Source organism: Caulobacter sp. BK020, from assembly GCF_004342605.1.
GTDB lineage: Bacteria > Pseudomonadota > Alphaproteobacteria > Caulobacterales > Caulobacteraceae > Caulobacter.
Window position 1 is genome coordinate 79,471 of sequence record NZ_SLZL01000006.1, and the last position, 25,323, is coordinate 104,793.

At 69.5% G+C, this 25,323-nt stretch carries 24 protein-coding genes; 9 read left to right on the forward strand and 15 right to left on the reverse strand.

Going from position 1 to position 25,323, the window contains the following annotated elements; genetic code table 11:
* Window positions 1-40 precede the first annotated feature (40 nt).
* The 3 genes from EV278_RS09210 to EV278_RS09220 all read left to right on the forward strand — a co-directional run bounded on the left by EV278_RS09210 (window position 41) and on the right by EV278_RS09220 (window position 5,173).
* Window positions 41-2,908: a PAS domain-containing protein gene (locus EV278_RS09210; protein WP_243692136.1), complete on the forward strand. Its 2,868-nt coding sequence runs from the start codon at window positions 41-43 to the stop codon at window positions 2,906-2,908.
* A gap of 8 nt (window positions 2,909-2,916) precedes the next feature.
* Complete coding sequence (locus EV278_RS09215; protein WP_165916579.1) at window positions 2,917-4,506, forward strand: response regulator; 1,590 nt, start codon at window positions 2,917-2,919, stop codon at window positions 4,504-4,506.
* A gap of 451 nt (window positions 4,507-4,957) precedes the next feature.
* Window positions 4,958-5,173 carry an AlpA family phage regulatory protein gene (locus EV278_RS09220; RefSeq protein WP_132089762.1) on the forward strand — a complete coding sequence of 72 codons (216 nt, stop codon included), beginning with the start codon at window positions 4,958-4,960 and terminating at the stop codon, window positions 5,171-5,173.
* Here EV278_RS09220 and EV278_RS09225 read toward each other — a convergent pair.
* Entirely contained in the window at window positions 5,160-5,471 is a 312-nt protein-coding gene (locus tag EV278_RS09225) for a hypothetical protein (RefSeq protein WP_132089765.1), read from the reverse strand. The two genes, EV278_RS09220 and EV278_RS09225, sit on opposite strands and share 14 nt — an antisense overlap.
* Before the next feature lie 90 nt (window positions 5,472-5,561).
* Here EV278_RS09225 and EV278_RS09230 point away from each other — a divergent pair, with 90 nt between their 5' ends.
* Window positions 5,562-6,278, forward strand: coding sequence for a sugar transferase (locus tag EV278_RS09230; RefSeq protein ID WP_132089768.1), 717 nt, complete (start codon window positions 5,562-5,564; stop codon window positions 6,276-6,278).
* Entirely contained in the window at window positions 6,275-6,802 is a 528-nt protein-coding gene (locus EV278_RS09235; protein ID WP_165916580.1) for a GNAT family N-acetyltransferase, read from the forward strand. Before EV278_RS09230 ends, EV278_RS09235 begins: the two co-directional genes overlap by 4 nt.
* Here EV278_RS09235 and EV278_RS09240 read toward each other — a convergent pair.
* The 7 genes from EV278_RS09240 to EV278_RS09270 all read right to left on the reverse strand — a co-directional run bounded on the left by EV278_RS09240 (window position 6,789) and on the right by EV278_RS09270 (window position 14,387).
* Window positions 6,789-8,012 (reverse strand): hypothetical protein, encoded by a 1,224-nt coding sequence (locus EV278_RS09240; RefSeq protein ID WP_132089774.1) that lies wholly within the window; start codon window positions 8,010-8,012, stop codon window positions 6,789-6,791. The genes EV278_RS09235 and EV278_RS09240 overlap by 14 nt on opposite strands.
* Window positions 7,972-10,167: a polysaccharide biosynthesis tyrosine autokinase gene (locus tag EV278_RS09245; protein WP_132089777.1), complete on the reverse strand. Its 2,196-nt coding sequence runs from the start codon at window positions 10,165-10,167 to the stop codon at window positions 7,972-7,974. The genes EV278_RS09240 and EV278_RS09245 overlap by 41 nt, the downstream gene beginning before the upstream one ends.
* A gap of 3 nt (window positions 10,168-10,170) precedes the next feature.
* Complete coding sequence (locus tag EV278_RS09250) at window positions 10,171-10,887, reverse strand: polysaccharide biosynthesis/export family protein (protein WP_132089780.1); 717 nt, start codon at window positions 10,885-10,887, stop codon at window positions 10,171-10,173.
* A gap of 2 nt (window positions 10,888-10,889) precedes the next feature.
* Complete coding sequence (locus EV278_RS09255) at window positions 10,890-12,215, reverse strand: hypothetical protein (protein ID WP_132089783.1); 1,326 nt, start codon at window positions 12,213-12,215, stop codon at window positions 10,890-10,892.
* The gene (locus EV278_RS09260) at window positions 12,212-13,270 is read right to left on the reverse strand and encodes an amidohydrolase family protein (RefSeq protein WP_132089786.1); all 1,059 of its coding nucleotides are present in this window, start codon (window positions 13,268-13,270) and stop codon (window positions 12,212-12,214) included. Before EV278_RS09260 ends, EV278_RS09255 begins: the two co-directional genes overlap by 4 nt.
* A 1-nt stretch (window position 13,271) precedes the next feature.
* On the reverse strand, window positions 13,272-13,949 hold the full coding sequence (locus EV278_RS09265; RefSeq protein WP_132089788.1) for a class I SAM-dependent methyltransferase: 678 nt from the start codon (window positions 13,947-13,949) through the stop codon (window positions 13,272-13,274).
* A 123-nt stretch (window positions 13,950-14,072) separates the two neighbouring features.
* Window positions 14,073-14,387, reverse strand: a complete 315-nt coding sequence (locus EV278_RS09270) for a cupredoxin domain-containing protein (RefSeq protein ID WP_243692149.1) — start codon at window positions 14,385-14,387, stop codon at window positions 14,073-14,075.
* Window positions 14,388-14,978: 591 nt separating this feature from the next.
* Here EV278_RS09270 and EV278_RS09275 point away from each other — a divergent pair.
* The 4 genes from EV278_RS09275 to EV278_RS09290 are packed head-to-tail and all read left to right on the forward strand — an operon-like array spanning window position 14,979 to window position 18,130.
* Window positions 14,979-15,521 (forward strand): sigma-70 family RNA polymerase sigma factor, encoded by a 543-nt coding sequence (locus EV278_RS09275; protein ID WP_132089794.1) that lies wholly within the window; start codon window positions 14,979-14,981, stop codon window positions 15,519-15,521.
* Window positions 15,522-15,532: 11 nt separating this feature from the next.
* The gene (locus EV278_RS09280) at window positions 15,533-16,162 is read left to right on the forward strand and encodes a zf-HC2 domain-containing protein (RefSeq protein ID WP_165916581.1); all 630 of its coding nucleotides are present in this window, start codon (window positions 15,533-15,535) and stop codon (window positions 16,160-16,162) included.
* Window positions 16,159-17,448 (forward strand): S8 family serine peptidase, encoded by a 1,290-nt coding sequence (locus tag EV278_RS09285; protein ID WP_132089800.1) that lies wholly within the window; start codon window positions 16,159-16,161, stop codon window positions 17,446-17,448. The genes EV278_RS09280 and EV278_RS09285 overlap by 4 nt, the downstream gene beginning before the upstream one ends.
* Window positions 17,381-18,130: a TorF family putative porin gene (locus EV278_RS09290; protein ID WP_165916582.1), complete on the forward strand. Its 750-nt coding sequence runs from the start codon at window positions 17,381-17,383 to the stop codon at window positions 18,128-18,130. Before EV278_RS09285 ends, EV278_RS09290 begins: the two co-directional genes overlap by 68 nt.
* Here EV278_RS09290 and EV278_RS09295 read toward each other — a convergent pair.
* The 7 genes from EV278_RS09295 to EV278_RS09325 all read right to left on the reverse strand — a co-directional run bounded on the left by EV278_RS09295 (window position 18,047) and on the right by EV278_RS09325 (window position 25,251).
* Complete coding sequence (locus tag EV278_RS09295; protein ID WP_132089806.1) at window positions 18,047-19,837, reverse strand: ABC transporter ATP-binding protein; 1,791 nt, start codon at window positions 19,835-19,837, stop codon at window positions 18,047-18,049. The genes EV278_RS09290 and EV278_RS09295 overlap by 84 nt on opposite strands.
* Window positions 19,834-20,535, reverse strand: a complete 702-nt coding sequence (locus tag EV278_RS09300) for a TylF/MycF/NovP-related O-methyltransferase (protein WP_132089809.1) — start codon at window positions 20,533-20,535, stop codon at window positions 19,834-19,836. Before EV278_RS09300 ends, EV278_RS09295 begins: the two co-directional genes overlap by 4 nt.
* Window positions 20,532-21,923 carry an O-antigen ligase family protein gene (locus EV278_RS09305; protein ID WP_132089812.1) on the reverse strand — a complete coding sequence of 464 codons (1,392 nt, stop codon included), beginning with the start codon at window positions 21,921-21,923 and terminating at the stop codon, window positions 20,532-20,534. Before EV278_RS09305 ends, EV278_RS09300 begins: the two co-directional genes overlap by 4 nt.
* A gap of 64 nt (window positions 21,924-21,987) precedes the next feature.
* A complete protein-coding gene (locus EV278_RS09310) occupies window positions 21,988-22,230 on the reverse strand; it encodes a hypothetical protein (protein WP_132089815.1) in 243 nt (80 codons plus the stop codon).
* A gap of 114 nt (window positions 22,231-22,344) precedes the next feature.
* Complete coding sequence (locus EV278_RS09315) at window positions 22,345-23,304, reverse strand: transketolase C-terminal domain-containing protein (RefSeq protein ID WP_132089818.1); 960 nt, start codon at window positions 23,302-23,304, stop codon at window positions 22,345-22,347.
* Window positions 23,297-24,124: a transketolase gene (locus EV278_RS09320; RefSeq protein WP_207905464.1), complete on the reverse strand. Its 828-nt coding sequence runs from the start codon at window positions 24,122-24,124 to the stop codon at window positions 23,297-23,299. Before EV278_RS09320 ends, EV278_RS09315 begins: the two co-directional genes overlap by 8 nt.
* Window positions 24,121-25,251 carry a DegT/DnrJ/EryC1/StrS family aminotransferase gene (locus tag EV278_RS09325; protein WP_132089821.1) on the reverse strand — a complete coding sequence of 377 codons (1,131 nt, stop codon included), beginning with the start codon at window positions 25,249-25,251 and terminating at the stop codon, window positions 24,121-24,123. The genes EV278_RS09320 and EV278_RS09325 overlap by 4 nt, the downstream gene beginning before the upstream one ends.
* Between the last annotated feature and the right edge of the window lie 72 nt (window positions 25,252-25,323).

The window sequence follows — 25,323 nt, forward strand, 5'->3', positions numbered from 1 at the left end:
TGCGAGTCTGGCGCGACCTTCCAGCCCCGCGGCCGTCATATTGGTCGTCTTTGGCCTCATCGGCGGCCTGCTGCTGGCCAGCCAGCCCAGGACCTACCCCAACCTCCACACCATCCTCGACACCGGGGTGGCGCTGTTGTCGGGAATCCTGGCGCTGAAGCTGTGGGGCGCCGGCCAGCGCGAAGGCGACGATATCACCCGACGCCTCGCCCTTGTGTTTCTGGTGACCTGCGCCATGGAGGTGGTCCATGTCCTGGTGACCGTGGAGTGGTCGGGGGTCCTGGCCCCGATCAGGGCCTCCAGCGGGGTGCTGCGGCCGTCGACCTGGCCGCCGCCATCCCACCTGCTGCCCCTTGGCGTGATCGGCGCGCTGTTCTGGCCCGCGAGAAGCCGCTTCGGCCTGGCGACCTTCGCCTCGGCGATTCTGGCGACCGCCATTGTGCTGTTCGCCATCTATCAACGTCTGCCGACCTATCTGCCGCCGGGTCCTCTAGGGATCACCCGGCCCACGCTGCTCCTGGCGCCGCTGCTCTGGATCGTGACGGGCCTGGTGGCATGGCGCCTGGCCGACCGCGACCGGGTCATCCGGGCGCTGCCGATGACCGCCGTCATTCTGGCTGTGGCCAACGCCCTGATCCTCTATTCCCGTTCTCCCGCCGACGCCCCGGCCATGGCCTCGCACCTGGGCAAGATGGCCGGCGACCTAACGCTGCTGTTCTTCTTGTTCCAGACGGCGTCGCGCGATATGCGCGATCGGGTCCGCGTCGAGACCGCCCTGTCGAAGCTCAACGCCGAATTGGACCAGCGGGTGGCCGAGCGAACCGCTCAACTGGAAGCCGAAACGCAAGCGCGCCAGCAGGGCCAACGCCTGCTGGAGGCCGTCGTCGAAAACTCTCCCGCCGTCATCTACGTCAAGGCCTTGGATGGCCGCTACCTGATGGTCAATCGCCGCTACTGCGACATCTTCCACATCGATCGCGACGCGATGATCGGGCGAACCGACCACGACATCTTTCCGATGGAGATCGCCGACGCCTTCCGCGCCATGGACGTGCGCGTCGCTGCGGCCGACCAGCCGCTGACCGAGGAAGAAAGCGCCCCGCACGACGATGGGCCTCACGCCTACATCTCGGTGAAATCCCCACTGCGCGACGAAACAGGCCAAGTCTACGCCGTGTTCGGCATCTCGACCGACATCACCGAGCGCAAGGACGCCGAAGCCAAGCTCCATACCCAGTTGCAGCGAATGAGCCTGCTGGACGAGATCACGCGCGCCATCGGCGAGCGGCAGGACAACCAAAGCATCTTCCAGGTCGTTGTGCGGAGCATCGAGGACCAGCTGCCCGCCGACTTCGCCTGCCTTTGCCTCTACGACGACCTGGAGCGGGCCCTGACGGTCGCCGCCGTCGGGGTCAACAGCCAGGCCCTGGCCCTGGAGCTGGCCATGCCCGAGCGCGCGCGCGTCGACATCGACGAGAACGGCCTCTCCCAGTGCGTTCGGGGCCGCTTGGTCTACGAGTCGGACATCGCCGAGGTCCCCTTCCCGTTCCCGCGCCGGCTCGCCAACGGCGGCCTGGGGTCAATGGTCTGCGCGCCCCTGCAGGTCGAGAGCAAGGTGTTCGGCGTGCTGGTCGTGGCCCGCTTCCAGCCGAACGCCTTCGTCAGCGCCGAGTGCGAGTTCCTGCGCCAGCTGAGCGAGCACGTCGCCCTGGCCGCCCACCAGGCCCAGCTGCACAGCGCGCTCCAGGCGGCCTATGACGACCTGCGCCAGTCCCAGCAGGCGATCCTGCAACAGGAGCGGCTGAAGGCGCTGGGCCAGATGGCCAGCGGCATCGCCCACGACATCAACAACGCGCTGTCGCCCGTCTCGCTCTACACGGAAGCGATGATCGAGACCGAGCCGGGCCTCAGCCCCGCGGGGCGCGGCCAGCTGGAGATCATTCGCCGCGCCGTCGAGGACGTCGGCCAGACGATCGGCAAGATGCGCGAGTTCTACAGGCTGCGCGAAACCCAGCTGGAGACCGAACCGGTCCAACTGAACGAACTGGTCGCCCAGGTCCTGGAGCTCACTCGAGCGCGGTGGAACGACATGGCCATGCAGCGCGGCGTGGTCATCAAGGTGGAAACCGCCCTGGCCGACGATCTGCCGCCCGTGTTGGGCGTGGCCAGCGAGATCCGCGAAGCCCTGGTCAACCTGGTGTTCAACGCCATCGACGCCATGCCCGACGGCGGCCTCCTGGCGGTGAGCACCGCCAGGGTCGCCACGGACGTCGGCGACGCCGTGCGGGTCAGCGTGGCGGACAACGGAATCGGCATGGACGCAGAGGCGCGTCGGCGATGCCTTGAACCCTTCTTCACGACCAAGGGCGAGCGCGGCACGGGATTAGGCCTGGCGATGGTCTATGGAGTCGCGCAGCGACATGGCGCGGAGTTGGACGTCCAGTCCTCGCCCGGCGCCGGCGCGACGCTCTCCCTGACCTTCGCCCGGGCGGTAGACGAGAACGCCGCCCCGAACACGCCGCCGGCCGCTCCACGGCGACGGCTGCGCCTGCTGCTGGTGGACGACGATCCCGTGCTGCTCAAGGCCTTGAGCGACGCCCTGGAAAGCGACGGCCATGTCGTGACCATCGCCAACGGCGGCGGCGCGGGGATCGAAACCTTCGAGGCCAGCCAGGGCGGCGACCGCTTCGACGCCGTCTTCACCGACCTGGGCATGCCCTATATCGACGGTCGCCGCGTGGCGGCCGCGATCAAGGAGCTGTCGGCCAAGACGCCGGTGATCCTACTCACGGGCTGGGGCCAGGGACTGCTCGCCGACGACGACGTCCCGCCCCATATTGATCTGGTGCTGAGCAAACCGCCCAAGTTGCGAGAGCTCCGCGCGGCCCTCGCCCGTTTCACGACATGAGCCGCCCCATGATCGAACCGCACACGCAGCCCGACGACGATCGACGGACGCGCATCCTGATCGTCGACGACGAGGCGGCAAACCTCCAGGCCCTTCGCGTAACGCTGGGTGGTCAGGGCTTCGACGTCACCGGCTTCACCCATCCGGACGAGGCGCTGGAGGCCATCACCCCCGGCGCGTTCGACGTGCTGCTGACCGACCTGAAGATGCCGTCGACCACCGGCGTCGAGCTGCTGCAGAGAGCCCACGAGCGCGACCCTCACCTTTCAGGCGTCATCATGACCGGCGAAGGCTCGATCGCCTCGGCGGTGGAATCGATGCGCAGCGGCGCCGTCGACTATGTCCTCAAGCCGCTCAAGCTCAGCAACCTGCTGCCCGTCCTGGCCAGCGCGCGCACCCTAGGCCGGCTGCGGCGCGAGAACGACCAGCTGGAACAGAGCGTGCGTGCGCGCACCGCGGAGCTGGAGCGAGCGCTTGAGGAGGTCGACCACCACGCGGCCGAACTTATCAAGGCCGAACAGGCGCTGATGCAGGCCCAGAAGATTGAGGCCATCGGCCGTCTTACCGGCGGCGTCGCCCACGACTTCAACAATCTGCTCGCCGCGGTGATCGGCAATCTGGAACTGCTGCAGCGTAAGCTTCCGCCCGAGGCCCAGCCGTGCCGACGGTTTGTCGACAACGCCCTCGAAGCGGCCAATCGCGGCGCCAAGGTCACCGGCCAGCTCCTGGCGTTTTCCCGGACCCAGCGGCTGCGCCTGGAGCCGCTGGAGGTCGACGCGACCTTGCGGCGCAGCGACCCGCTCCTGCGCCAGGCGCTTGGTCCGGGCGTCGATCTCGAGGTGTGCCTTGAGGCCGAAGGCGCCTGGGCCAGCACCGACGCCACGCAACTGGAACTGGTCGCGCTGAACCTCATCGTCAATGCGCGCGAGGCCTTGCCAGACGGCGGCGTGGTGCGCCTGAGCACACGCCTCGAACCTGACCGGATCGTCCTTGAAGTCGCCGACACCGGCGTTGGCATGACGCCGGAGGTTCTGGCGCGCGCCACGGAGCCCTTCTTCACCACCCGGGCCGGCTCCGGAACCGGTCTGGGCCTGGCTCAGGTCCATGGTTTCGCGCGCCAGTGCGGCGGTGATTGCCAGATCGAAAGCGCTCCGGGCGCGGGAACGCGGGTCGGTGTTTCACTACCGCGAATCGAGCCCCCCGCCGTGCGTGTCGAAGCGCCGCCGGAGCCGGTTACGACGCAGCGAGACGGCCTTCGGGTGCTGGTCGTCGACGATGACCGCCATGTCCGCGAAAGCCTTTGCGAGGCCTTGGCCAGCGAGGGTTTCCTGGTGCGCTGGGCGTCGGACGGTGCTTCGGGACTGGCCCAGCTGGAGATCGAGACGCCGGACGCCGTGGTGCTGGACTATGCGATGCCCGGCATGACCGGCGCCGAAGTCGCCCGCCGCGCCCAGGCCGCGCATCCGCATCTCCCGATCGTCTTCCTGAGCGGCTACGCGGACTCCCTCGCCCTGGACCAGATCGAGGCCGCCGCCGTCCTGCGCAAGCCGATCGCCATCGCCGACCTCAGCCGCGCGCTGCGTCTGGCGGCGGGTTAGCGAAGTCCCGAAACTCGCGGCCCAGGCGGGCTACTCCCACTCGATGGTGATTTTGCGGCCAGAGAATTGAATTCTCTGGCTTTTTTGATTCACGCCCTTGTGCTCAACTGTGGACGGCCCCCATGGAATCCTAGCGTTTTGATTTAGATCAAGAAATCCGACGTTTGACATCGCTGGAAAACCGCGACCGCGACAATTTCCAAGCCGCGACGATACCTTCAAGGTCGCGGACTCCTCAGTACCGTCGCGCCATCCCGCATCCCCGACCGACATACTTGCCGTGCAGTAGAGCTAGATCAATTGCAAGCACGCCGCTCCGCCACACTGTCTCAAGGCTCCACCTGGCAGCTGATGAGGAACGAAGGGAAGCGATGCTTGAACCCTTGGGTTCGGTCGACCAGAACAATCAACCCCAGATCACACGCGCCATCCGACGCACAGAACTCGACGCATGATCCCGCTCGCCGACACGACGATCTACGAACGCGAACGAAGAGGCGAATTCCCACGCCGCCTTCATCTCACCCAACGCTGCCTGGTATGGGACCTGGATGAGGTGGAGGAATGGCTCAAGCAGCGTCGTCGAGCGTCTGAGAACGGCCTCCAGAAGATGGCTCCGCTTCCCGATGTTCGCTTGAGGCGATCGCGACCAGTCAGAGATCGCTAAGCGTGATGAGCTGACCTCTGGCCGCCTCCAGAAGTCGGCTTTCGGCCAGTCGCTCCCAACCATGCCGACGGGCTTGACGACGATCGTTCGCGCCAGCCTCCCAGCTGGCGATGCTTTGCTCACTCATGACATCGGCGGCCAGGCCGATCACCGCCAGATCAGTTGAACAATAGCGCGGCTTCAGCGCTCCATTTTTGTCGCCAACCATAGTGGCGCGTTGAACCGGCGCCCTGGTCTCGGGCCACTCATCTTTGGCGGCCGCGCTCTCGATCGCCCGCAGGCGGCCGGCCGCACGCAACCTCCCCGGCGTCGCTTCCCCAGCCAAACGTCGAGAGGCTTCACGCGACCGGCCGCCGGTCGCGCTCCAACCGCGCAAAGGTGAGGTTTCATGGCCAAGCGGCTATTCGATGTCCTGCTCTCCCTGGCCATCCTGATCCTGGTCGGGCCGATCCTGGCGGTGCTGATGGCTCTGGTCTGGGCGCAGGACGGCCGGTCGCCCCTGTTCCTGGGCGTGCGGGTCGGCCGCGACGGACGCGATTTCCGCATGGTCAAGTTGAGGTCGATGACGGCGGACTCCGAGTTCAAGGGCGCGGCCTCCACGACCCGCTCCGACGCGCGGATCACGCCGCTGGGCCACGTGTTGCGCCGCTGGAAGCTGGACGAGCTGCCCCAGTTCTGGAACGTCTTGCGCGGCCAGATGAGCGTCGTGGGCCCGCGGCCCAATACGCGGCGCGGCGGGGTCGATCTCTATACGACGCGAGAAATGGGCCTGCTCAGCGTCCGCCCCGGCATCACCGACCTGGCCTCGATCCTGTTCGCCGACGAGGCCGAGATCCTGGACGGCGCCGCCGATCCGGACGCCTTGTACGACCAGGTCATCCGCCCGTGGAAGAGCCGGCTGGGCCTCCTCTACATCGAGCGACGGACCTTCTGGATCGACCTGCGGATCATCGCCCTGACAGCGCTAGGCGCGATCTCGCACGCCGCCGCGCTGGAGGGCGTCGATGCGATCTTGGAGGATTTAGGCGCCAGCGACGAACTACGCCTGGTATGCCGCCGAGGCGCGCCCCTGCCCCGCGCCGAACCGCCCGGCTACGCGGCTTGACTATTCTCTTCTATCGGCGGGACGGCGGCGGCGCGGGCCTGGCGACACTCCCTTCCGGCCTCGTCTTCAGGATCTGGTCGCCGGGCGACCAGGGCCCTCCACCAGCGGGCTCGCAGCGCGCCAGCAACTGGACCTGGTGGCTGTTCGAGACCCTGGGCCTGTTCAGTCGGCCAGGCTTCCGCGAGGTGACGATCTGGCGCGACGGACAGTTGGTCCATCGGCTGATCCTGACCCCGCGCTGGCCGCGCTTTCCGTTCATGGACGCCTACGACCTCCAGGTCGGCGACATCTGGACCCATCCCGGCGTCCGCGGCCAAGGCCTGGCGCGGTTGGCCTTAACCGCCGTTCAGGCGCTGACCTGGCCTGAGGAGCGGTTGTGGTACCTGGTCGAAGCTAACAACGCAGCGTCGGTCCGCTTGGCCGAGACGGCCGGCTATCGCCTCTTCGGTTCCGGCCGCCGCACGCGGCCGCTGGGCCTAGCGACGCTGGGGCGCTTTCGGCTGGACGCTCCTATCGCCCGCTGACCGACACCGAGGCCACGGCCCCCGACTGGCTCGGCGCGTCGGCGCCGCGCAGATGCAGCGCCAGCTGCTGGCCCAAGCAGCCCTCGGGAACCGTGAAGTCGGTCGCTCCGGTCGCCCCCGCCTCGCGCGGCTGATCCAGCTGAAGCAGTTGCGGCCCGCGCGCTTCGGCGCAGGTCAGGGTCCAGTAGGGCGAGGCCGCGGCGTCGGTGGCCGCGGCTCGGACCGCCAGGCGGTAGGCGCCCTTGGGCAGGGTGAGGACCTGGGTCGCCACCGGACCGCCCGCGCCGCTCAGGGCCTGGTAGGCCAGGACAGATCGGCCAGCGACGACGCCACGCGTGGCGCCGATCTCTCCTGTCTCGACCAGCCGCCAACCGAACGGATAGGTCTGTCCGGGCCGCGAGAAATCCGGATCGGCCACCCAGCCCTTCGCAGCGGGGTTGAAGGCGTCATGGACCCGTCGAGCCTCGACGAACGCGCCGTGGGCCGCCAGCTCCTCGACCAGGGACCGATCGACGCCCTCGCGCTTCACCCAGGAGCGGTCGCGGATGCTCAGCACGAGGTCAGCCACGCCCGACGGCGCGTGGCGCTCGACCACCGCATAGTGCAGGAACATCGCTCGCCAGTCGCTGGGACGATCCAACAGCCGAGCGATCGGACCGACCAGGGCGGGGTCGGACGCGGCGTTGGTCAGCACCGGGAACATGATCGGCGGCGCCGCCGCCGAGGTCCGCAGGGCGATGTCGAAGTCCCTGAGCGCACCGGCGACGTCGCCGGTGTCGACGGCCTTCTGGATCAGCCAGACTCGCGTTCCCAGACTGCGACGGCTGATCCGGTCGGACAAGGAGAACAGCGTCGCCGCCCGGGTCTTGTCGCCCTCGGCCTCGGCGCGCAAGGCGCGTAGTTCAACGGCGGCCGGAAGGGTGACGTCGCGGGCCAGGACCCGATCGACCAGCCTTCGCACGGCGGGATCGCCCGGCGCCACGCCGGCGTCGATTCTGGCCCGCGCCGCCTGAAGCGCGATCCGGGCGTCGGACGGCGCCAGGGCGGCCGCCCGCGCGGGATCGTCCTGGCCCAGCGCCGTCGCCACGCCGTCGCGGACGACCAGCGTCAGGCCTCCGGCCACGCAGAGAGCGATCGCCGCCCGCGCCGGCCCCGCCCAGCCGCCCATCCTAGCGGCCGTAGTCGTAGTCGTAGCCGTAATCTGAACCATAGCCGGCCTTCTTCGCCTCGAACTTGGTCAGCACCGCGCCCACCACCCGGGCCTGCGACGTCCGCAGCCGCGACAACGCCGTCCGCACCGTGCCGGCCGGCGTCGCCCGGGCCTCGACCGCATAGACCACCCCGTCGACCGCCGCGGCGACCAGCGGCGCGTCGGCCAGGCCGATCACCGGCGGGGAGTCGACGATCACGTGGTCGAAGCGCTCCTTCAATCGTTTGACCAGCAGGCCCAGACGGTCGCCCATCAGAAGGTCGCCGGCGTTCGGCGGCTGAGGTCCGGCGGTCATCACCCACAGGCCCTCGTGCTCGGTCTTGTGCAAGGCGCCGTCCAGGTCGTCGGCGCCGGACAGGAAGTTGCTGATCCCCACGCCGTTCTTCAGGCCGAACGCCGAATGGACCGACGGCGAGCGCAGGTCGGCGTCGACCAGCACCACCTTGCGGCGGGCGCGGGCCAGGGACTGGGCCAGGGCCACGGTCGTCGTCGACTTGCCCTCGCGCGGGCGGGTGCTGATCACCGCCAGCGAGCGCGGCGCGCCCTGGGGCGTCGACAGCTCCAGATTGGCCTGCACCGCCAGATAGGCCTCCACCAGCTTCGAGCGCGGATCGCGCAGGGCCCTCAGCGGATCCTCCAGCTGGGTCTTGGGCGCGACGCCTAGCAGCGGCAGGCCCAGCTTCTCTTCCAGGTCGGCCGGGTCGGCGATGCCTTCGTCGATCTGCTCCAGCCCGGCCGCGATCAACGCCCCGACCAGCCCGCCGCCCAACATGGCCAGGACCAGATTGACCAGCAGCTTTGGCGAGGACGGACGATCGGGCAGCCGCGCCGGGTCGACGATGGCGACGTTGTTGTTCTCGATCCCGCCAGCGACCCCGATCTCCTTATAGCGCTGCAGCAGCGCGTTATAGAGCTCGCGGTTGGTGTCGGCTTCGCGCTGGTAGATGTTGTACTGGATGCTGCGGCGGCGCAGGTCGGTCAGCCCGCCCTTCAGATCCTGCACGCGCGCCAGCAGGCTCCGCTCACGCATGACGCTCGACTCGTAGGCCTGCCGCAGCGAGACCCGCACGCGGTTCTCTTCCTGGGCGATGGAGACGTCCAGCGCCTGGACCTGCGAGGCCAGGGCCTGAGCCTGCGGATAGTCCGGCCGGAACTGGACCATCAGCTTGGCGTACTCGGCCGCGGCGTCGGCGCGCCGCTGGCGCATCGAGGCGATGGCGTCGTTGCCGAGCGCGATGCTGCTGGCGTCCGGACGCTTGGCCTCGTTCAGCCGGCTCTCGGCGACGATGCGCTCGGCGGTCGCTACTTCCAGCGCCGAGTTCAGGGCGATCAGGTCGTCGGTCAGTAGCGAACGGCCGCCGCCACCGGCCGCCCCGCCGGTATTGGGATCGATCGGCGACGGCAGGTTGATGATGCCCTGCTGGGCGGCGTACGCCACGACGTCGCGCTCGGACACCTCCAGCTTCTCGCGCAGCTGCTCGATCCGGCCTTCAAGGAACTTGCGGGCGTAGCTGGAGGCGTCGAAGCGGCGCTCCAGATTGCTGGCGATGTAGTTCTCGCTCCAGGCCTTGGCGATCTTCTGCGACAGCACCGGGTCCGGCGTGACCGCTCGGATGTCGACCAGGCTGGACCCGCGCACCGGCGCAACGCCGACGTGCAGCAGCAGGATCTTGCCGGCGACTTCGTTGCGCTTGGCCCGCGCGGTCGGATCGGCCTTGCCGTCCTGGAACAGGTCGCGGCGACCGAACAGCTTGAAGAAGGCCGGGTCGTCGACCACACCCAGGTCGCGCGCGACCCGTTCTGCCAGCACCTGGGTGCGCAGCAGGCCGTACTGGGTCTGGTAGAACTCCTGGTCGCCGATGCTGGTGTCGCGCTCGACGCTGTCGATCTTCACGACGCGCGCGGTCTCGCGCGAGATCTCCATCCGTGCGGTCGAGGCGTATTGGCGGGGCATGACCAGGGTCAGCGCGATGCCGGCCAGGGCGCCGGCGGCGACGCCGCCCAGCAGCACCCAACGCCATCGCGTCGCCGCGCGCAGCAGGCGCCGCAGCGGCGGCGCTCCGGCATGGCCGGTCGCTTCCGGCGCGGCCCTGCCGGAGAAAAGGGTCATCTCGCTGGTCGCAAGACCCAGCATCTGGGGCGAGATTCGTTCCATGCGTCAGAATCGCTCCAGGGCGAGGATCAAGGGCGTGGTCAGCAGCGGGGTGATCTGCAGGAACTGCTGGAAGTGGCGGCGGGCCTCGGAGTCGCCGACGATGATCACGTCGTTGGCGTAGATCTTCGGGTCGGCGTAGACGCCGCGCCGGATGGCGCCCAGGTTGTACAGCGCCGCCAGCGACTGGCCGTTGACGGTGCGGAACACCACCACGTCCTCCAGGCGGGCGAACTCGCTGGTCCCCTTGGCGGTGGCCACCGCGCGCATTAGCGACATGTTGCCGACCACCGGATAGCTGCCCGGCTGGGTCACCTGGCCGTCGACGGTGAAGACCTGGCTGGTGGTCTCCTCCAGGTTCACGGTGACCTGGGGGTCGCGCATGAACTTGGCGCGCAGCTTGGCGGCGATGATCGTCGACAGCTCGGACGGGGTACGGCCCGAGGCGTCGACCTCGCCGATCAGCGGCATTGACAGGCGTGCGGCGGCGTCGGTCTGGAACTTGCCCGACAGGTCCTCGACGCCGAAGACGACGATCGACAGCTTGTCGAGTGGACCGATGCGATAGGCGGTCGTGGCGGCCACCAGGTCCGCGCCGGTCGGCGGCGGCAGGTCAGCCCGCTGGGCCACGGCCGAAGGGCCCTTCAGCTCGCCCAGGCGCGGTTCCTCGGCGCAGGCGGCCGGCAGCAGCGCCGCACAGATCAGGAAGAAGCGACGGCGCATCGTCAGAACCGCATGCGCAACGAGGCCTGGAACACGGTCTGGCCCTCGAACGGCGAGGTCAGGCCGCCCAGGGTGACCCGCGTGCCGCGGCTGGAGCGTACGTTCAGGGCCTCGAACAGGGCCGTCAGATGGTCGTTGATCGGCACGCGGGCGGCGGCGGTCATGGACCAGCCGTCCTCGCTGTTGTTGCGGGGCATTTCGCTGCCGTGCTCGTCGGTCGAGAAGGCTTCGGCGCGGCCGGTGACGGCGACGTCGCCGAACATATGGGTGACCAGCACATAGGCCGACTGGAACTTGGTACGCACCCAGCGCTGGCCGCCGGTCTCGAAGCCCATGATGGTCGAGCCGGTCATGCCCTGGGCCAGCAGCCGGGTGTTGGGGCCGAGGTCCGCGTTGAACCCGACGTTCCAGAAGCGCGTGCGCCAGCCCCACTGGCCGGCGGTCGTGAACGCCTCTGGATCGCCCTTGTTGTCATAGTAGAAGACCGAAGCGCCCCAGGGCTGCGGCGGACGCCAGTCGAGGCGGCCGTAGAAGCCGACATTGTGGTCGATCTCGGCTGTCGACTTGGTCCGGTCCTCCTGCAGGTGAACGATGAAGTCGTTCAGCGGCGGCAGCTTGAAATAACCCTTGGCCGTGGCCTTCTCGTCGTGCAGGGCCCAGCCGCGGAACGACAGCAGGGTGCCGGACGTGTCGTTGTAGCCGAAGAGGCCGACGGTGGCGGTCAGCTCGCTCTGGCCGACGGCGGCATGGATCGTGCCCTCCCCGCCCAACACCTTCACCTCTTCGCCGACCCAGGCGTTGATGGTCGACGGCGTGATGGTGTTGACGACGCTCCAGGCGCCGCCGGTCGAGTGCTCCAGCGAGATCTCCGGCCACATCAGACCCGCCCGGGCCGAGAAGCCGACCTTGCCCTTGCGCTCGGGCAGATAGTTCACGAAGGCCTCGATCAGGTCGACGCTCTCCTCATGGTTTTTCTGATAGGCCACCGAGACGTTGGCGTTCAGCGACGAGGTGAAGCGTGGCGTCCAGATCAGGTCGGCCTCGACGGGGACGGCCCGGGCCTTGAACCCGCCGTCGTCGCCGCCTTGGAAGCGGGTCTTGCCGAAACCGCCGTCGACATACGAGGTCGCGCCGTTGGCCACCACCAGCCGGGCGTCGACCAGCACCGACAGGGTGTCCTTCGAGAAGATGTCGGTCTGCGAGCCGCCGCCCGTGTCGTTCGCCGGCGGCGTCGCCTCCTGGGCCAGGGCGGGCGTCGCGGCCAGCCAGCAGAGGGCGGCGGCCAGGGTGACGCCGCTGGAACCGGCAAGCTTACGACGGGGGATCATGGGAACGACCTCATGCTGGATGGCGCGGGGACCGGCCCGTTCACCCAACGGGCGATCGGTCCGATGTGTGTTTGTTGCGGATTGGCGGCGAAAGGGTTCACGCGCGGCGCGAGATCGACATCGGCCAGGCGGATCACGCCCCCCACCACGACCAGTCGAACCTGGCTGGCGTCGGCCTCCAGCAGCGGCCGGGACAGGACGACGAAATCGGCCAGCGCGCCGGGTTCCAGACCAGACCCCGGCAGGTTCAAGCGACGCGCGGCGGTCGGGCCCACGGCGGACTCTAGCCGCGCATCGTCCAGTAAGCCCAAGCGCCGGGCGCGGCGCAGCTCGTCCAGCAGATCGCCGTCGCCGGTGAGGCGCGAGTCGCTGCCCAGGAGCACGTCCTCGCTGTCCAGCATCTCGACTGGCGCCGTGCGATCGAACAGGAAGAGGTTCGAGGTCGGGCACCAGACCAGGGCCGCGCCGCTGTCCTGGAAGCGTTCGACGCCCGTCGGATCGACGCCAACGCCATGCACGGCGATCAGGTTTTCCGTCAGCAGGCCGTGCTCGGCCAGCGCCTCGACCTCGGCCGCCGCGGCCGGGTCCACGCCCTCGGCCAGGTGAAGGGCGTAGGGTCCGCCAGCGTCGAGCCCCTCCAAGGCGGGCGTCATGCCAAGCGAGTCGGCGGTGGCCAGACGCGGCGTGCGGATCGGGAAATCCGCTTCGAAATCGGCCTCCCACGCGTCGTGATGGATTACCGTGGTGACGCCCGCCGCCAGGTTCTTCCAGGCGCCGGTCAGCAGGGCGTCGCGGCGGGTCGTCGCGCGACCGGTGGCGATGGCGTCCGCGTCGTTCGCCTGGATGTCCCGCGCCCAGTCGTAGGCGTTGGCGTAGGGCGGCCGGCCCAGCCGGCCATAGTGGTTGCGGTGCAGGTGGTCGTGGGCGTTGATCAGGCCAGGGCGAACCTCCGCGTCGGGGAAGTCCAGCACGAGGTCGAAAGCGCCCTCGGGCTCGACGAAGCGTTCGCCCTCGACGGCGACCCTGGTGTTGCGGGCGACCACCAGCAGGCGCATCTCAGCCCTCACGCCTGAAGGCGGCGGCCAGCACCACCGGCAGGTCCAGGTGCTGCCGGTAGAGGGCAAGCTTGCCAGCCTGGGCGTAGAAGGGCCGCGCCGCGTCGCCAATCCGCGCCTCGCGCAGCGCCGCCAGGCTCAGGCCTGCGCGCCGTGCGGCCTCAAGATGCCTTTCGACCGAGTGGACGTGGTGCTCCAGCTCATGCACGCCCGTCGCGTCGCGGAAGGTGCGGCGATGGCCGGCGGCGGCCGCCACCGGGTGGAAATCGGTGACGATGACGGTCGCGCCGGCGGCGGCGACCCGGGCCAGCTCGCCATAGGCCGTTTCGCATTCGGGCAGATGGCCCAGCACCAGCCGGCACCAGACCACGTCGAACGCCTGGTCGGGCAGCGGCAAATCTCGCACGTCGCCGACCAGGGTGCGCAGGTCCGGCCGGTCCACGCCAAGACCAACGCCCGCTTGCAGCATTTCCGGACTGAGGTCGACGCCGACCGCCAGGGCCGCGCCGGCCATCGGCAGGCGCCGTCCAGTGCCGCATCCGGCGTCGAGCAGCGCCTTGCCCGCCAAGGGCGGCGTCAGTTCGGCGACCAGCGCCGTATCCAGGTACGAGATGGCGGTCTCGGCGGCATAGGTCGGGGCCCAGCGGCGGTAGCCCTCGCGGACGTCCAGCGCGCTCATCGGCCCGTCCCCACGCGCGGCGAGTCCGTCGCCTCCACGACCGAAAGGAGAAAAAGCCACGGCGGCGTCCCGTCTTTGAACTTGGCGATAGGTTCCCGAACGCCGCCGGAAGGTTCAGGGCCGCTACTTGGGCGCGACCGTCAGGGTTCCGCGCATCATCGTGTGGTAGGTGCAGAAGAACGGGAACGCGCCGGCCTTGGTCAGCGTCATCTTGGTGCTCCGGCCGGGGGCGACGCGCAGGTCGAAGCTGTGATCGCGCGCTGTCACCGTATGCGGAACCGTGTCGCGGTTGGTCCAGGTGATGGTGTCGCCGACCTTCAAGCCGGCGGGAAGCTTGCCATAGCTCATGTTCGACATGACGACCGTCTGTTCGGCCTGGGCGACGGCCTCGCCAGCCAGGGTCAGGGTCGCCGCCAGGGCCATCATCGAGACAAGCATCTTCACGGGGTGATCTCCATCGGGGGTTCACCGATGAATGCTGCCTCGCGCCGCGAAGGTTTAAGCCGGAGGGAAATTCCTGGATCGCTGAACGTGGGAACTGGGTCGGGCGCTCGCGGTCGCGCGCGCTTCTGAAGAGCTGAGCCTCTCCTACGTCTGCGGCGACTATCTTTTCGTCCTTGCGGGGGCGACCTGGTGTCGCGCGTTCGGCCCAGACGGCGCGAAACCTGCCGTGGATCCGCGAGCCGTTCCTGACCGGCGCGCGGCCCCTGGAAGAGCTGGTGGTTCATGGCCGCACCCCGCTCCGCGCATCCATTCGGACTATCGCCGCATAGGCCTGGATACCGGCGCCCACGTCTCCGGCGTGCTCAGCGCCTGCCGGCTGGAGGGCGCCGCGCGATCCTTCCTCCAGGCCATCGCTGGTCCCACTGGCGTCGAAATCCGCCGGCAGACGGCGTGAACCGGTTATTGTCGGTCACCAGCTAAACCTTTCGCCGTCTCGCACGCACTCATGGTCAGCAGCGAGATGAGAACGTGAACGTCAGGAGCATCAGAATAACCCCGCGCGACACCTCCAGGGCTGCGCCCATCATGAGCGACGCGGAACTCGTCACGCGCATCCGCGCAAAGGATCTGACCGCGTTCGAGGCGCTGTACCGGATCTATCATCCGCGCCTCGTCCGGTTCCTGACGAACCTGATTCACCGCCCGCAGTTGGTCGAGGAGGTGCTGAACGACACCTTGATGGTGGTCTGGGAGAAGGCCGACACCTTCAACGGGACCAGCAAGCTGTCGACCTGGATGTTCGGCATCGCCTATCGCAAGGCCATGAAGGCCCTGCGCAAGCAGGACGAGGCGGTCGAGGATCCGGCGGCCGAGCAGCGGCCCAGCCAGGATCCGACGCCGGAGGACGACCTGGGCCGCGGTCGGACCCAGGTCCTGCTGAAGCAGGCGATCGAGACCCTTTCGCCTGAACATCGGGCGGTCGTCGAGTTCACCTATTTCCACGAAATGGGGTATCGAGAGATCGCCGACATCATGAAATGCCCCGTGGACACCGTGAAGACCCGCATGTTCCACGCACGACGCTACTTGAGACGCCAGCTGGCGGGCGAACTGCCAGACTGGCTGTAGGACCTATCGCCATGACCAAAATCTTCAACTTCGAGGACGCCCGGCATCAGCAGACCCAGGGCCTGCTGCCCTGGTATATCAACGGGACGCTGGATTCCGTCGAGACCGCGACCGTTGAGAAGCACCTGACCGAATGCGACGAATGCCGCGCCGATCTTGAGCGCGAGCGCGTGCTGGGCCGGGAAGTCGCCCACCTACCGCTGGACGCCGACCACGGCTGGGAGCGCATGCGCGCCCGGCTGGAGGGCGCGACCCAGCCTCCCGGCCGCCCCGCCGTCGCCCTGCTGCGGCGCCGCGTTCCGCTGGGTTGGGCCCTGGCGGCCCAGGCCGCCTGCCTGGCGCTGACGGTCGGCGCCGCGTTCTGGCTGTCGCCGGGCCAGAACCACACCTATCGCGCCCTCGGCGCGTCCACGCCGCCGACGAACGGCAATGTCGTGGTGATCTTCAAGCCGGACGTCTCCGAGGCGAGCCTGCGCGGCGCCCTGCGCGAAGTCGGCGCCCGGGTGGTCGACGGACCGACCACGGCCGACGCCTATGTCCTGCATGTCGACGCCGCGCGCCGCGCCGACGCCCTGACCCGGCTGCGGGCCAATGGGGACGTCACGCTGGCCGAGGCGATCGACGCCGAGCCCCGGCCGTGAGAACGCGGCGCTCCGCATGCGGCTGGGGCGCGTTGCTCGGCGCGGGACTGCTGGCGCTGGCCAGCCTGACGCCGGCGCGCGCCCAGGCGCGGCCGCCTCCCGCCGCCTCATCCCCGTCGACCGACGCCCACGACGTCCTGGTCATGCTGCGGCTGGCGCCCGAGCACTACCGCCCCGGCGCCGGCTACGGCGGCAGCTACGGCGACCGCTTCTCGCGCAGCGCGCGTAAGCGGGTGGCCGAGGCCATCGCCCAGCGGCACGGCCTCTCGCTGGTCGGCGACGGCTGGCCGATGCCGCTGGTCGGGCTGGACTGTTACGTCATGCGCGCGCCGCAGGACCAGCCCGTGGACGCCGTCGTGGCCGAGGTCTCGCACGATCCGCGGGTGGCTTGGTCCGAGCCTCTGCGCATCTACCGAACCCAGGGCGGCATCGACAGCGACAACGATCCTCTGCTGGCCGCCCAGCCGACCGCCAAGGCCTGGCGGCTGGCCGACCTGCACAGATACGCCACCGGCAAGGGCGTGAAGGTCGCGGTGGTCGACAGCAAGATCGAGGTCAATCATCCCGACCTGGCGGGCCAGTTCGTGGCCGACCAGGACTTCGTCGCGAGCCGCCCCACCGCGCCCGAACGGCACGGCACCGGCGTCGCCGGCGTGATCGCGGCCAAGGCCGGCAACGGCCTGGGCATAGCCGGCGTCGCGCCCGGCGCGCGGCTGATGGCCCTGCGCGCCTGTTGGCAGGTCGACAACGGCTCGGCCTCCTCGCCCACCTTCTGCGACACCCTCAGCCTGGCCAAGGCCCTCCACTTCGCGATCGACCATAGGGCCGAGGTGATCAATCTCAGCTTGACCGGTCCCCAGGATCGCCTGCTGACCGAGCTGATCGCCGTGGCCAACGCGCGGCGAATCTCAGTGGTCGCCGCCTTCGACCCTGGTCAGCCCAAGGGCGGCTTTCCGGCGTCCCAGCCCGGCGTGATCGCCGTGGCGGCGGAATCCTTGGCGACGCTTCCGCCCGGCGTGTACAGTGCTCCGGATCGGGACGTCCCGACCACCCAGCCGGGGGACAAATGGAATCTGGTCAACGGCAGTTCTTATGCGGCCGCGCATGTCAGCGGGCTGATCGCGCTTGTTCGTGAAGGCCGTGCCTCCAGCTTCCCGACACTGCTCGTCGCGTCCCAGCCCCGGGGCGGCGTCGTCGACGCCTACGCCACCGTGCTGCGTGAGATCGACCGCTGCGGCGGCGCCTGCGCCCTGGTCGCGCGCGGGCCGCAATCCACCGCCCGCTAGGGCCCTCCTCGCCGCTATTCTCGCCCTCGGCCTGGCCAAGCCGGCCCTGGCCCAGGTCTCCGCCGGCGTCTCCGTCCAGAGCGACTACCGCCTGCGCGGCTATTCGGTGAGCGGCGAAAATCCAGTGGGCGTGCTGGATCTGGCCTACGACCACAGCTCGGGTCTCTACACCAACGGCTCGGTGATCGGCGGACGGCGCGACGGTGACCTCGAAGTCGTCGGCCTGATCGGCAATGTCGGCTATGCCCGCCGGCTGAACGAGCGCCTTACCCTGGACGTCGGCGTGGTGCGCACCAGCCGGCTGCAGCGCTACGGCTCCGTCGCCACCGGTCGTTACACCGAAGGCTATCTCGGCCTGAACGCGGGCGCCGTCTCGGCCCGGATCAGCTATTCGCCCGACTATCTGCGCGACCGCGCCAGGACCCTGTACGGCGAGGTCAACGCCGGGGTCGACACGGTCGCAAAGCTGCGTCTCGATGGGCACCTGGGCTATCTGAACTGCCTGGACGCACCGGTCAGGTGGCAATGCACAAACCGGGTCGACTGGCGGATCGGCGTCTCGCGCCAGTTCGACCAGCTCGACCTGCAGGCCTCGCTGTCAGGCGCCGCGGCTCCCGGTGGCCGATCGCTGCGCCTGGGCGACAATCCGGCCCTGGTGGTCGGAGCCAGCTGGACCTTCTAGGAGCAGGTCCGGCAACCGCAGAACATGGTCGCAGAAGACCAGACTCTCGGCCCGATGCGAGACCATCAGGATCGTCGTCGCGGGCCGCAACTGATTCAGCCGGGCCAGGATCGCGCGCTCGGCGACGACATCCAGCGCGTTGGTGGCCTCGTCCAGGATCAGCAGGCGCGGCCGGCGCAGCAGGGCGCGGGCCAGGGTCAACCGCTGGCGTTCGCCCGCCGAGACACGAGCGCCGCGATCGCCCAGGCGGCCGTCGAGACCAAGGCGCTCCAACAGGTGGCCGGCGTCGATCAGATCGAGCGCCCATAGCATTTCAGCCTCGGTCGCCTCGGGTCGCCCCCAGGCCAGGTTCCGGCGGATCGAGCCGTCGAACAGGAACGCCTCCTGGGCCACATAGGCCAGCCGCTCACGCCCCGCCGCCTCGACCGTCACGGTCCCGGCGTCCGGCGACAGCAGGCCGGCCGCCAGATCGAGGAGGGTGGTCTTGCCAACGCCCGAGGGGCCCGTCAGTCCCACGAAGGCGCCCGACGGGATGGCCAGACTCACGCGCTCAAGCAACGGCGACGTCGCGCCGGGCGGACGGTAGGTCACGTCCCGCAATACAACGGCCTCGCCGGGGATCGCCGGCGCCATCGACGGCGCCATCGACGGCGCCATCGACGGCGCCATCGACGGCGGAGGCGTCTCGTCGCCGCCCAGCATCTGCTCCAGCGACCGGACGACGGCGTAGGCCGGCAGGCCGTGCAGCATCTGCTGGACGCCTTGCTGGGCTTGCTGGGCCGGACCACTCATCCGCGCCAGCACCAGCAGCAGGGTCATCATCACCGGGGCCGGCAGATGTAGCCAGCTGACGCCGACCACCAGGACCGCGCCGCCGATCGCCGCGGCCAGCGCGGCCGCCACGCCGCGCAACGCCGACTGCTGGCCGGCGAAGTCCAGCCGGTCGCGCATCGCCGCGCCGGACGTCCGCCGGTACTCGTCGACGAAGGTGTTCTGCAGGCCTTCCGCCTTGGCCAGCTTCAACCCGTTCAGCAGCGCCGCCGCGCCGTCGGCCATGCCGAAATGCGCTTCGGTGATCGATCTGCCCAGGCCCCGTGCGCGGACCAGGAACGGGCGACTGACCAAGGCGGCCAATACGGCGAAGCCGGCGGCCACCGCCCCGCCCAGCGGCGTCAGCACCAGGGCCAGCACCGCGTGGCCGGCCAGCATCGCCAGGGCCACCGCCGCCAGCAGGGCCGAGTGGGCCGCAATGCCGATCTGGTGGATTTCGACGCTGAGCGCCTGGGTCATCCGCGCCCGGCTGATTCCCGACGCCTCGCGCCAGTCGGCGTGGGCGATCCGTTCGACCAACCTCAGCCGGATCGACTCCACGAACGCCATCTGCAATCCGTTCAGGCTGCGGTCCCGCCAGAAGAGGACGAAGCCTCGGACCGCCATCAGCATCGCGTACAGCGCCAACAGGATCAGCAATCTCTGGGTCTGGTCCATCGTCGTCGTCAGAAAGCTCGGGAACCCTGGCGGAGCTCGGCCCAGGGTCAGGACCAGGTCTATTAGCGGAACCAGCAGCAGCAGGCCCAGGCCCTCGAACAGGGCGCCCAGCGCCACCAGCGCCGCCACGCAGGCGGCCCGCCAGCGCGCGAAGGCCAGGAAGGCGCGGACGAAGGTCGTCAGGCCGGCCTCCCCTGGGCCTGGAGAGGCCGCGCTCATCCCTCGCCTTGCTTGACGATCAGGACCTGTCCCCACGGCAAGGCGATGACCGTGTCGGGCCGGTCTGCGAAATAGTCGGCGAACACGCCGCGCACCCCGGGATCGCCGTAGTCGTCGCCGATCAGCATCCCACCGGGCGAAAGGCGCGGATAGAAGAACGCCAAACCCTCGCGCGTGCCCTTCGGCAGGTCGAGATCGAGGTGGACGAACGAAAAGCGCAGCGCCTCCAGCCCGGCGGCCGAGCGCGGAAAAAGGCCCGGATGCAGCATCACCGCCGGATAGCCGGCCAGCAGGCGCTCGACCTGGATCCGCTGGCCGTGGACGGCTCCGAAATGCGCCCGCACCACGGCCGCCTCGGCATCGACCGTCCCGTCTTCCTGCAGGGTCTCGAAGACGTCGAACAGGTGCAATGGAGTCTGGCCCTTGGCCTCGCAGATCAGCCGGGCGCTGCCGCCCGTCAGCACGCCGGCCTCGGCCATTTCGCCCGGCAGGCGGCGGGCGGCGGCGACGCAGATCTGGATCTGCAGGGCGGCGGCGTCGTTCATCAGCAGGGCCGTGCGCCGCCGCGTCTCGTCGATCGCCGTCAGGCTCGCCCGCCATTCGGTCGCCACCGGCGTCTGGATCGAGCCGCGCGCCGCCAGGAGCCGCCGCAGCAGCGCGCCCGGCGAGAGGCGCTGACGCAGAGCGGCCGGGCTCACGGCCGCGCCGCCTTGGCCAGGCGGCGAGCGCGCGCGGCGGCGGCGGCCAGCTCCACGCAAGCCAGGGCGAACAGCGCGCCAAGCAGCGGCGTGCGCAGCGGATAGTCGACCAGGCTGGAGGCCATCAGGATTACGGTCGCCGTGGCGGCGGCCACCGCCATGCCCCGGCGTCGACCGCCGCGTCCTGGCTGGGCTTCGACCTCCGGGCGCGTCGCCATCCAGACCGCGCGGCCCCACCAGAAAAGGAACGTCGCCAGCAAGGTCAAGGCGGGAATGCCGCCCTCGATGGCCAGTTGCAGCGGCTCATTGTGAGCCTGGTTCATGTAGATGGTCGAGAGCAGGGCGTAGGGCTCGAACTGGCGATAGACGCCGTCGAAAGTCCCGAACCCGGCGCCCAGCGGCATGAAGGCCTTCGCCGTCGTCAGCAGCGGTTCCAGCAGAGCGACGCGGGTCTCGCCGGCGATGTCGGCCGGAGCCAGCCGGCCCACTGCGCCGCCTCGGGCGATGATCGCGGCCAGTCCGCCCAGGATCACCACCAGCGCGCCGCCGACGCCCAGCCGGGCCGCGCGCCTGACCGGCCATAGCCTTTGCCCGGCCGCGCGCCACGTCCAGGCCGCGCCCACCAATCCGATCAGACCCAGCAGCAAACCCATTCGAGAGCCCGTCGCCAACAGGGCGATCAGCAGGAACAGCATCGTCGCCGACGTCAGGGTCAGGACCAGCCGCCGGTCAGCGCCCTTGCGCAACGACAGACCGGCCAGCGCCGCCGTCAGCGGCAGGGCGCAGGCCATCAGCGCTGCCTGGTGATTGCGATTGGCGAACAGGCCTACGGCGGAATCCTGCGAGGTCTCGTGATAGAGGCGAAGGCCCCCGGTTGCGACCTGGCCGAGGCCCAGCAGGCCGCTGGCCGCCGCCATGACCACGACGGCGCCAGCCAGGCGCGCGCGGTCCCTGAAATCCAGATGCAGCACCGCCAGCGCCATGGCCGTCGCCGGCAGCAGGGCCGCCAGGGCGTTCAGGGTCAGGTCGGGACTGAGGCTCAGCGGCCGCCAACCGATGGTCCCCGACACCTCGGCGATATGGGCATAGGCCCCATGGCCCGGCAGGGCGGCCCAGATGGCCGGCGGCAGCGGGACCAGTTGCAGCACCAGCAGCAGATAGGCCGCGGCGATGGCGGCCACGATCCCGGCATGGCGACGCGGCGCCGTGAAGTCCAGCGGCCAGAGGCTGGCGCCGATCGCTAGCAGGGCCGCGCTGCGCACGACCGCCTGCTGGACTTCATCATGGCGCGAGGCGCCGCCGGCCAGGGCGAGAACGAGGCTCAGCCCCGCGGCGATCATCAGGCGATAGAGGGGGCCGTGGATCCACGACGACGGCAGGCGGCTCAAAGGTCTCTCCCTGGGGAGCAAGAAGGGCGGCGGCCTTTCGACCGCCGCCCCGGACGCCGGCTCGCTAGGAGCTGGCGGCCTTGCTGTCGTGTTTGCTCAGCGCCAGGGCGCCGGCCACCACGGCCGCGACGGCGATACCAGCCACGACCGTGGTCGAGGTGGCGGCCGTCCCGGCTTGCGGAGCGATCCCGCTGGCGGCGGCCAGCGAGAGTTTCGAGGCCGGGTTGGACGCCTTCCCCGCGGCGAGCGCTGGAAGCGCCGCCATGGAGAACGCGGCCGACAAGGCCAGGAGATGTGTCAAACGCATCTGCAGAGCTCCTCGTAGAGTTAGGGAGTTTCAGGATCGCCAGGGCGCCGAAGCCTCCCTGGCGAAAAGCGTGCGCACGCTCCAGCTGTGCGTTCCCGTCCAGGGCGCGGACGTTCAAGCGCCGACGAGATTGGCTTCGAGCACGATGGCCCGCGCCGTCTTGAGGCCCAGCATGGTTCGCAGGCGCGCGACCACCGCATGGCGGTCGATCCCGTAGTGGGCGCGCAGATGGGCCTGGTCGCCGACCTCGCTGGGATAGAGGTCCTGGAGGCCGATCCGGGCGAAGCCGCGCGGCGCGACCCCGCCCTCCAGCAACGCTTCGGCCACGGCTCCGCCCAGGCCCCCGATGATTGAGTGCTCCTCCAGGGTCAACACGCAGGGACAGGCGCGGACCGAGGCGAGGACGCCCTCGACGTCGAACGGCTTCAACGTGTGGACGTCGACGACGCGTACGGCGACACCGTCATCCGCCAGCAGGTCGGCGGCGGCCAGGGCCTCTCCCAGCACGCCGCCCACGGCGAAGATCACCGCATCGCCGCCGTCGCGAACGGTCCGGACCTTGCCCAATGTGACCTCGCCGGGCGGCAAGCCCGCCTGGCTCTTGTCCAGCCGCAGATAGCCAGGCCCGCCGCGCGCGTGTATCTGGCGGGTGAGTTCATGGGCCTGCCAGGGATCGGACGGCGCCACCACGGTCATGTCCGGCAGGGCGCGCAGGATCGCCAGGTCCTCGGTCGCGAAGTGCGACATGCCCAGCTGCCCGTACGAGAAACCACCGCCGACCGCGACCACGGTCACGTCGGCCTTGTGGTAGCAGACGTCGTTGCGCAGCTGCTCGAGGCACCGCAGGGTCGGGAAGTTGGCGATCGAATAGGTGTAGGCCCGCGCGCCCGCCAGGGCCATGCCGCAGGCCACCGCGGTCATGTTCTGCTCGGCGATCCCGGCATTGACGTAAGCCTGCGGAAAGCGGGCGATGTAGTCGTTCAGTACGGCGAAACCCAGGTCGCCCCCGACCAACATCACGCGCGGATCCTCAGCGGCAAGTTCGGTCAGGGCGCGGATGAAGCTGTCACGCATCGACCAGGTCCAGTTCGGCCAGCGCGGCCGCCAGCTCCTCGCCGGCGGGCGCGCGGTAGTGCCACAGAACCCGGTTCTCCATGAATGAGACGCCCCGCCCCTTGACGGTGTGGGCGATCACGCAGGTGGGACGGTCCGCGGCGGCGGCCTGGGCGAAAGCGGCCCTGAGCGCGGCATGGTCATGGCCGTCCGGCTCGACGACCGCCCAGCCGAACGCGCGCCATTTGTCGGCGAACGGCTCCAGGCCGATCGTGTCCTCGATCGAAGCCAGGGCCTGCAGCTTGTTGTAGTCGATGATGGCGCAGACGCTCGACAGGCGGTGATGGGCCGCGAAGAGCGCGGCCTCCCAGTTCGAGCCCTCGTCGCATTCGCCATCGCTGAGCACGACATAAACGCGCTGCTCGCCGCCCAGGCGGCGCAACTGCATGGCCATGCCAACACCGACCCCCAGGCCGTGCCCCAGCGAGCCGGTCGACATCTCCACGCCCGGCACGCCCCTGTGGTTGACATGGCCCGACAGCACCGAGCCGTTCTGGTAGTGGGTCTCCAGCATCGCCAGCGGCATGAAGCCCCGCTCTGCCAGGGCCGCGTAGATGCAGGCGCCGGCGTGGCCCTTGGACAGGATGAAGCGGTCACGATCGGGCCAGAGCGGGTTCTCCGGATCGATCCGCAGCACCTCGCCGTACAGCACCGCGACGATGTCGGCCATCGAGAGCCCCGAACCGACGTGCGAACTCTTGCCCGAGGCGCACATCCGCACGACGTGGCGGCGCAGGCGCGAAGCCAAGTCCTCGGTGTCGAGCGGCGGCGCGGCGGTCACGCGAAGAACTCGCGGACGCTATCGATCACCCGCGCCACCTGGCCGTCGGTCAGCAGATGGTTCATCGGCAGCAGCAGCGAGCGGGCGAAGAAGCGGTCGGTCCTCGGCAGGTCCTGGTCGAACCCGAGGTTGCGGAACTGATGCAGGCCCACGCCGCCCCACTGCACGATCGTGCCGATCCCCTGGACCGACAGGTGGGCGCGCAGGGCGTCGCGTGCGTCGCAGCAGACCTCGTAGTTCTGGAAGATGTCGAAGCGGTTCGACGCGTCCGGGCCTGGCGGCAGGTCCAGCGCCGGGATCGCCGCGAAGGCGTCCTGGTAGCGGGCGGCGATCTGGCGGCGACGGGCGATCGTCTCGTCGTAGTAGGTCAGCTTGTAGGCCAGGATGGCGGCGTGCAGGTTGTCCAGGCGGGAATTGACGCCCCAGACCGCGCAGTCCTTGGCGATCACCTTGTCGCGCCCGGCGCCGTGGTTGCGCATGGCCCGCACGGTCTGAGCCAGGTCATCGTCGTCGGTGATCAGGGCGCCCGCGTCGCCAAAACAGCCCAGCGTCTTGGACGGATAGAAGCTGAACGCCCCCCAGGCGCCGAAACGGCCGGCCACGCGGCCATCAAGGCACGCGCCGAGAGCCTGGGCGGCGTCCTCGTAGACCGCCAAGCCATGCTCGCCAGCGATGTCCAGCAAGGCGTCCATGTCCGAGACCCGGCCGTTGACGTGAACCGCCATGACCGCCCGGGTGCGCGGCGTAATCGCCGCCCGGACCGCCTCGGGATCGATCAGCCAATCCTGTTCGGACAGCTCGACCGGAACCGGTCGTCCGCCCGCATGATGGATCGCCTGGGCGGCGGCCAGGAAGCTGTGGCCCGGCAGGATAACCTCGTCGCCGGGCTCCAGGCCCGAGGCCCGCAGACCTAGCAACATCGCATTGGTGCAGTCGGAGACACCGACCACGTGCCGCACGCCCAGATAGTCGGCCAGGGCGCTCTCGAACCCGTCGACGGCCGATTGCAGGATGAACCCGCCCGAGGTCGCCGTCTCGTGCAGGATGCGCCCGAAGGTGTCGGCGCGCTCGGCGTAGAGCGCTTTCCAATCGAAGAATGGAACCAGAGGACCACCTTGGGAGCACATACGCGCGCAGCCTTGTCATGATCTGAGGCGATCGCCCCGCCGATGTCGATAGGTGCGCCTTTCCCTGGGCGG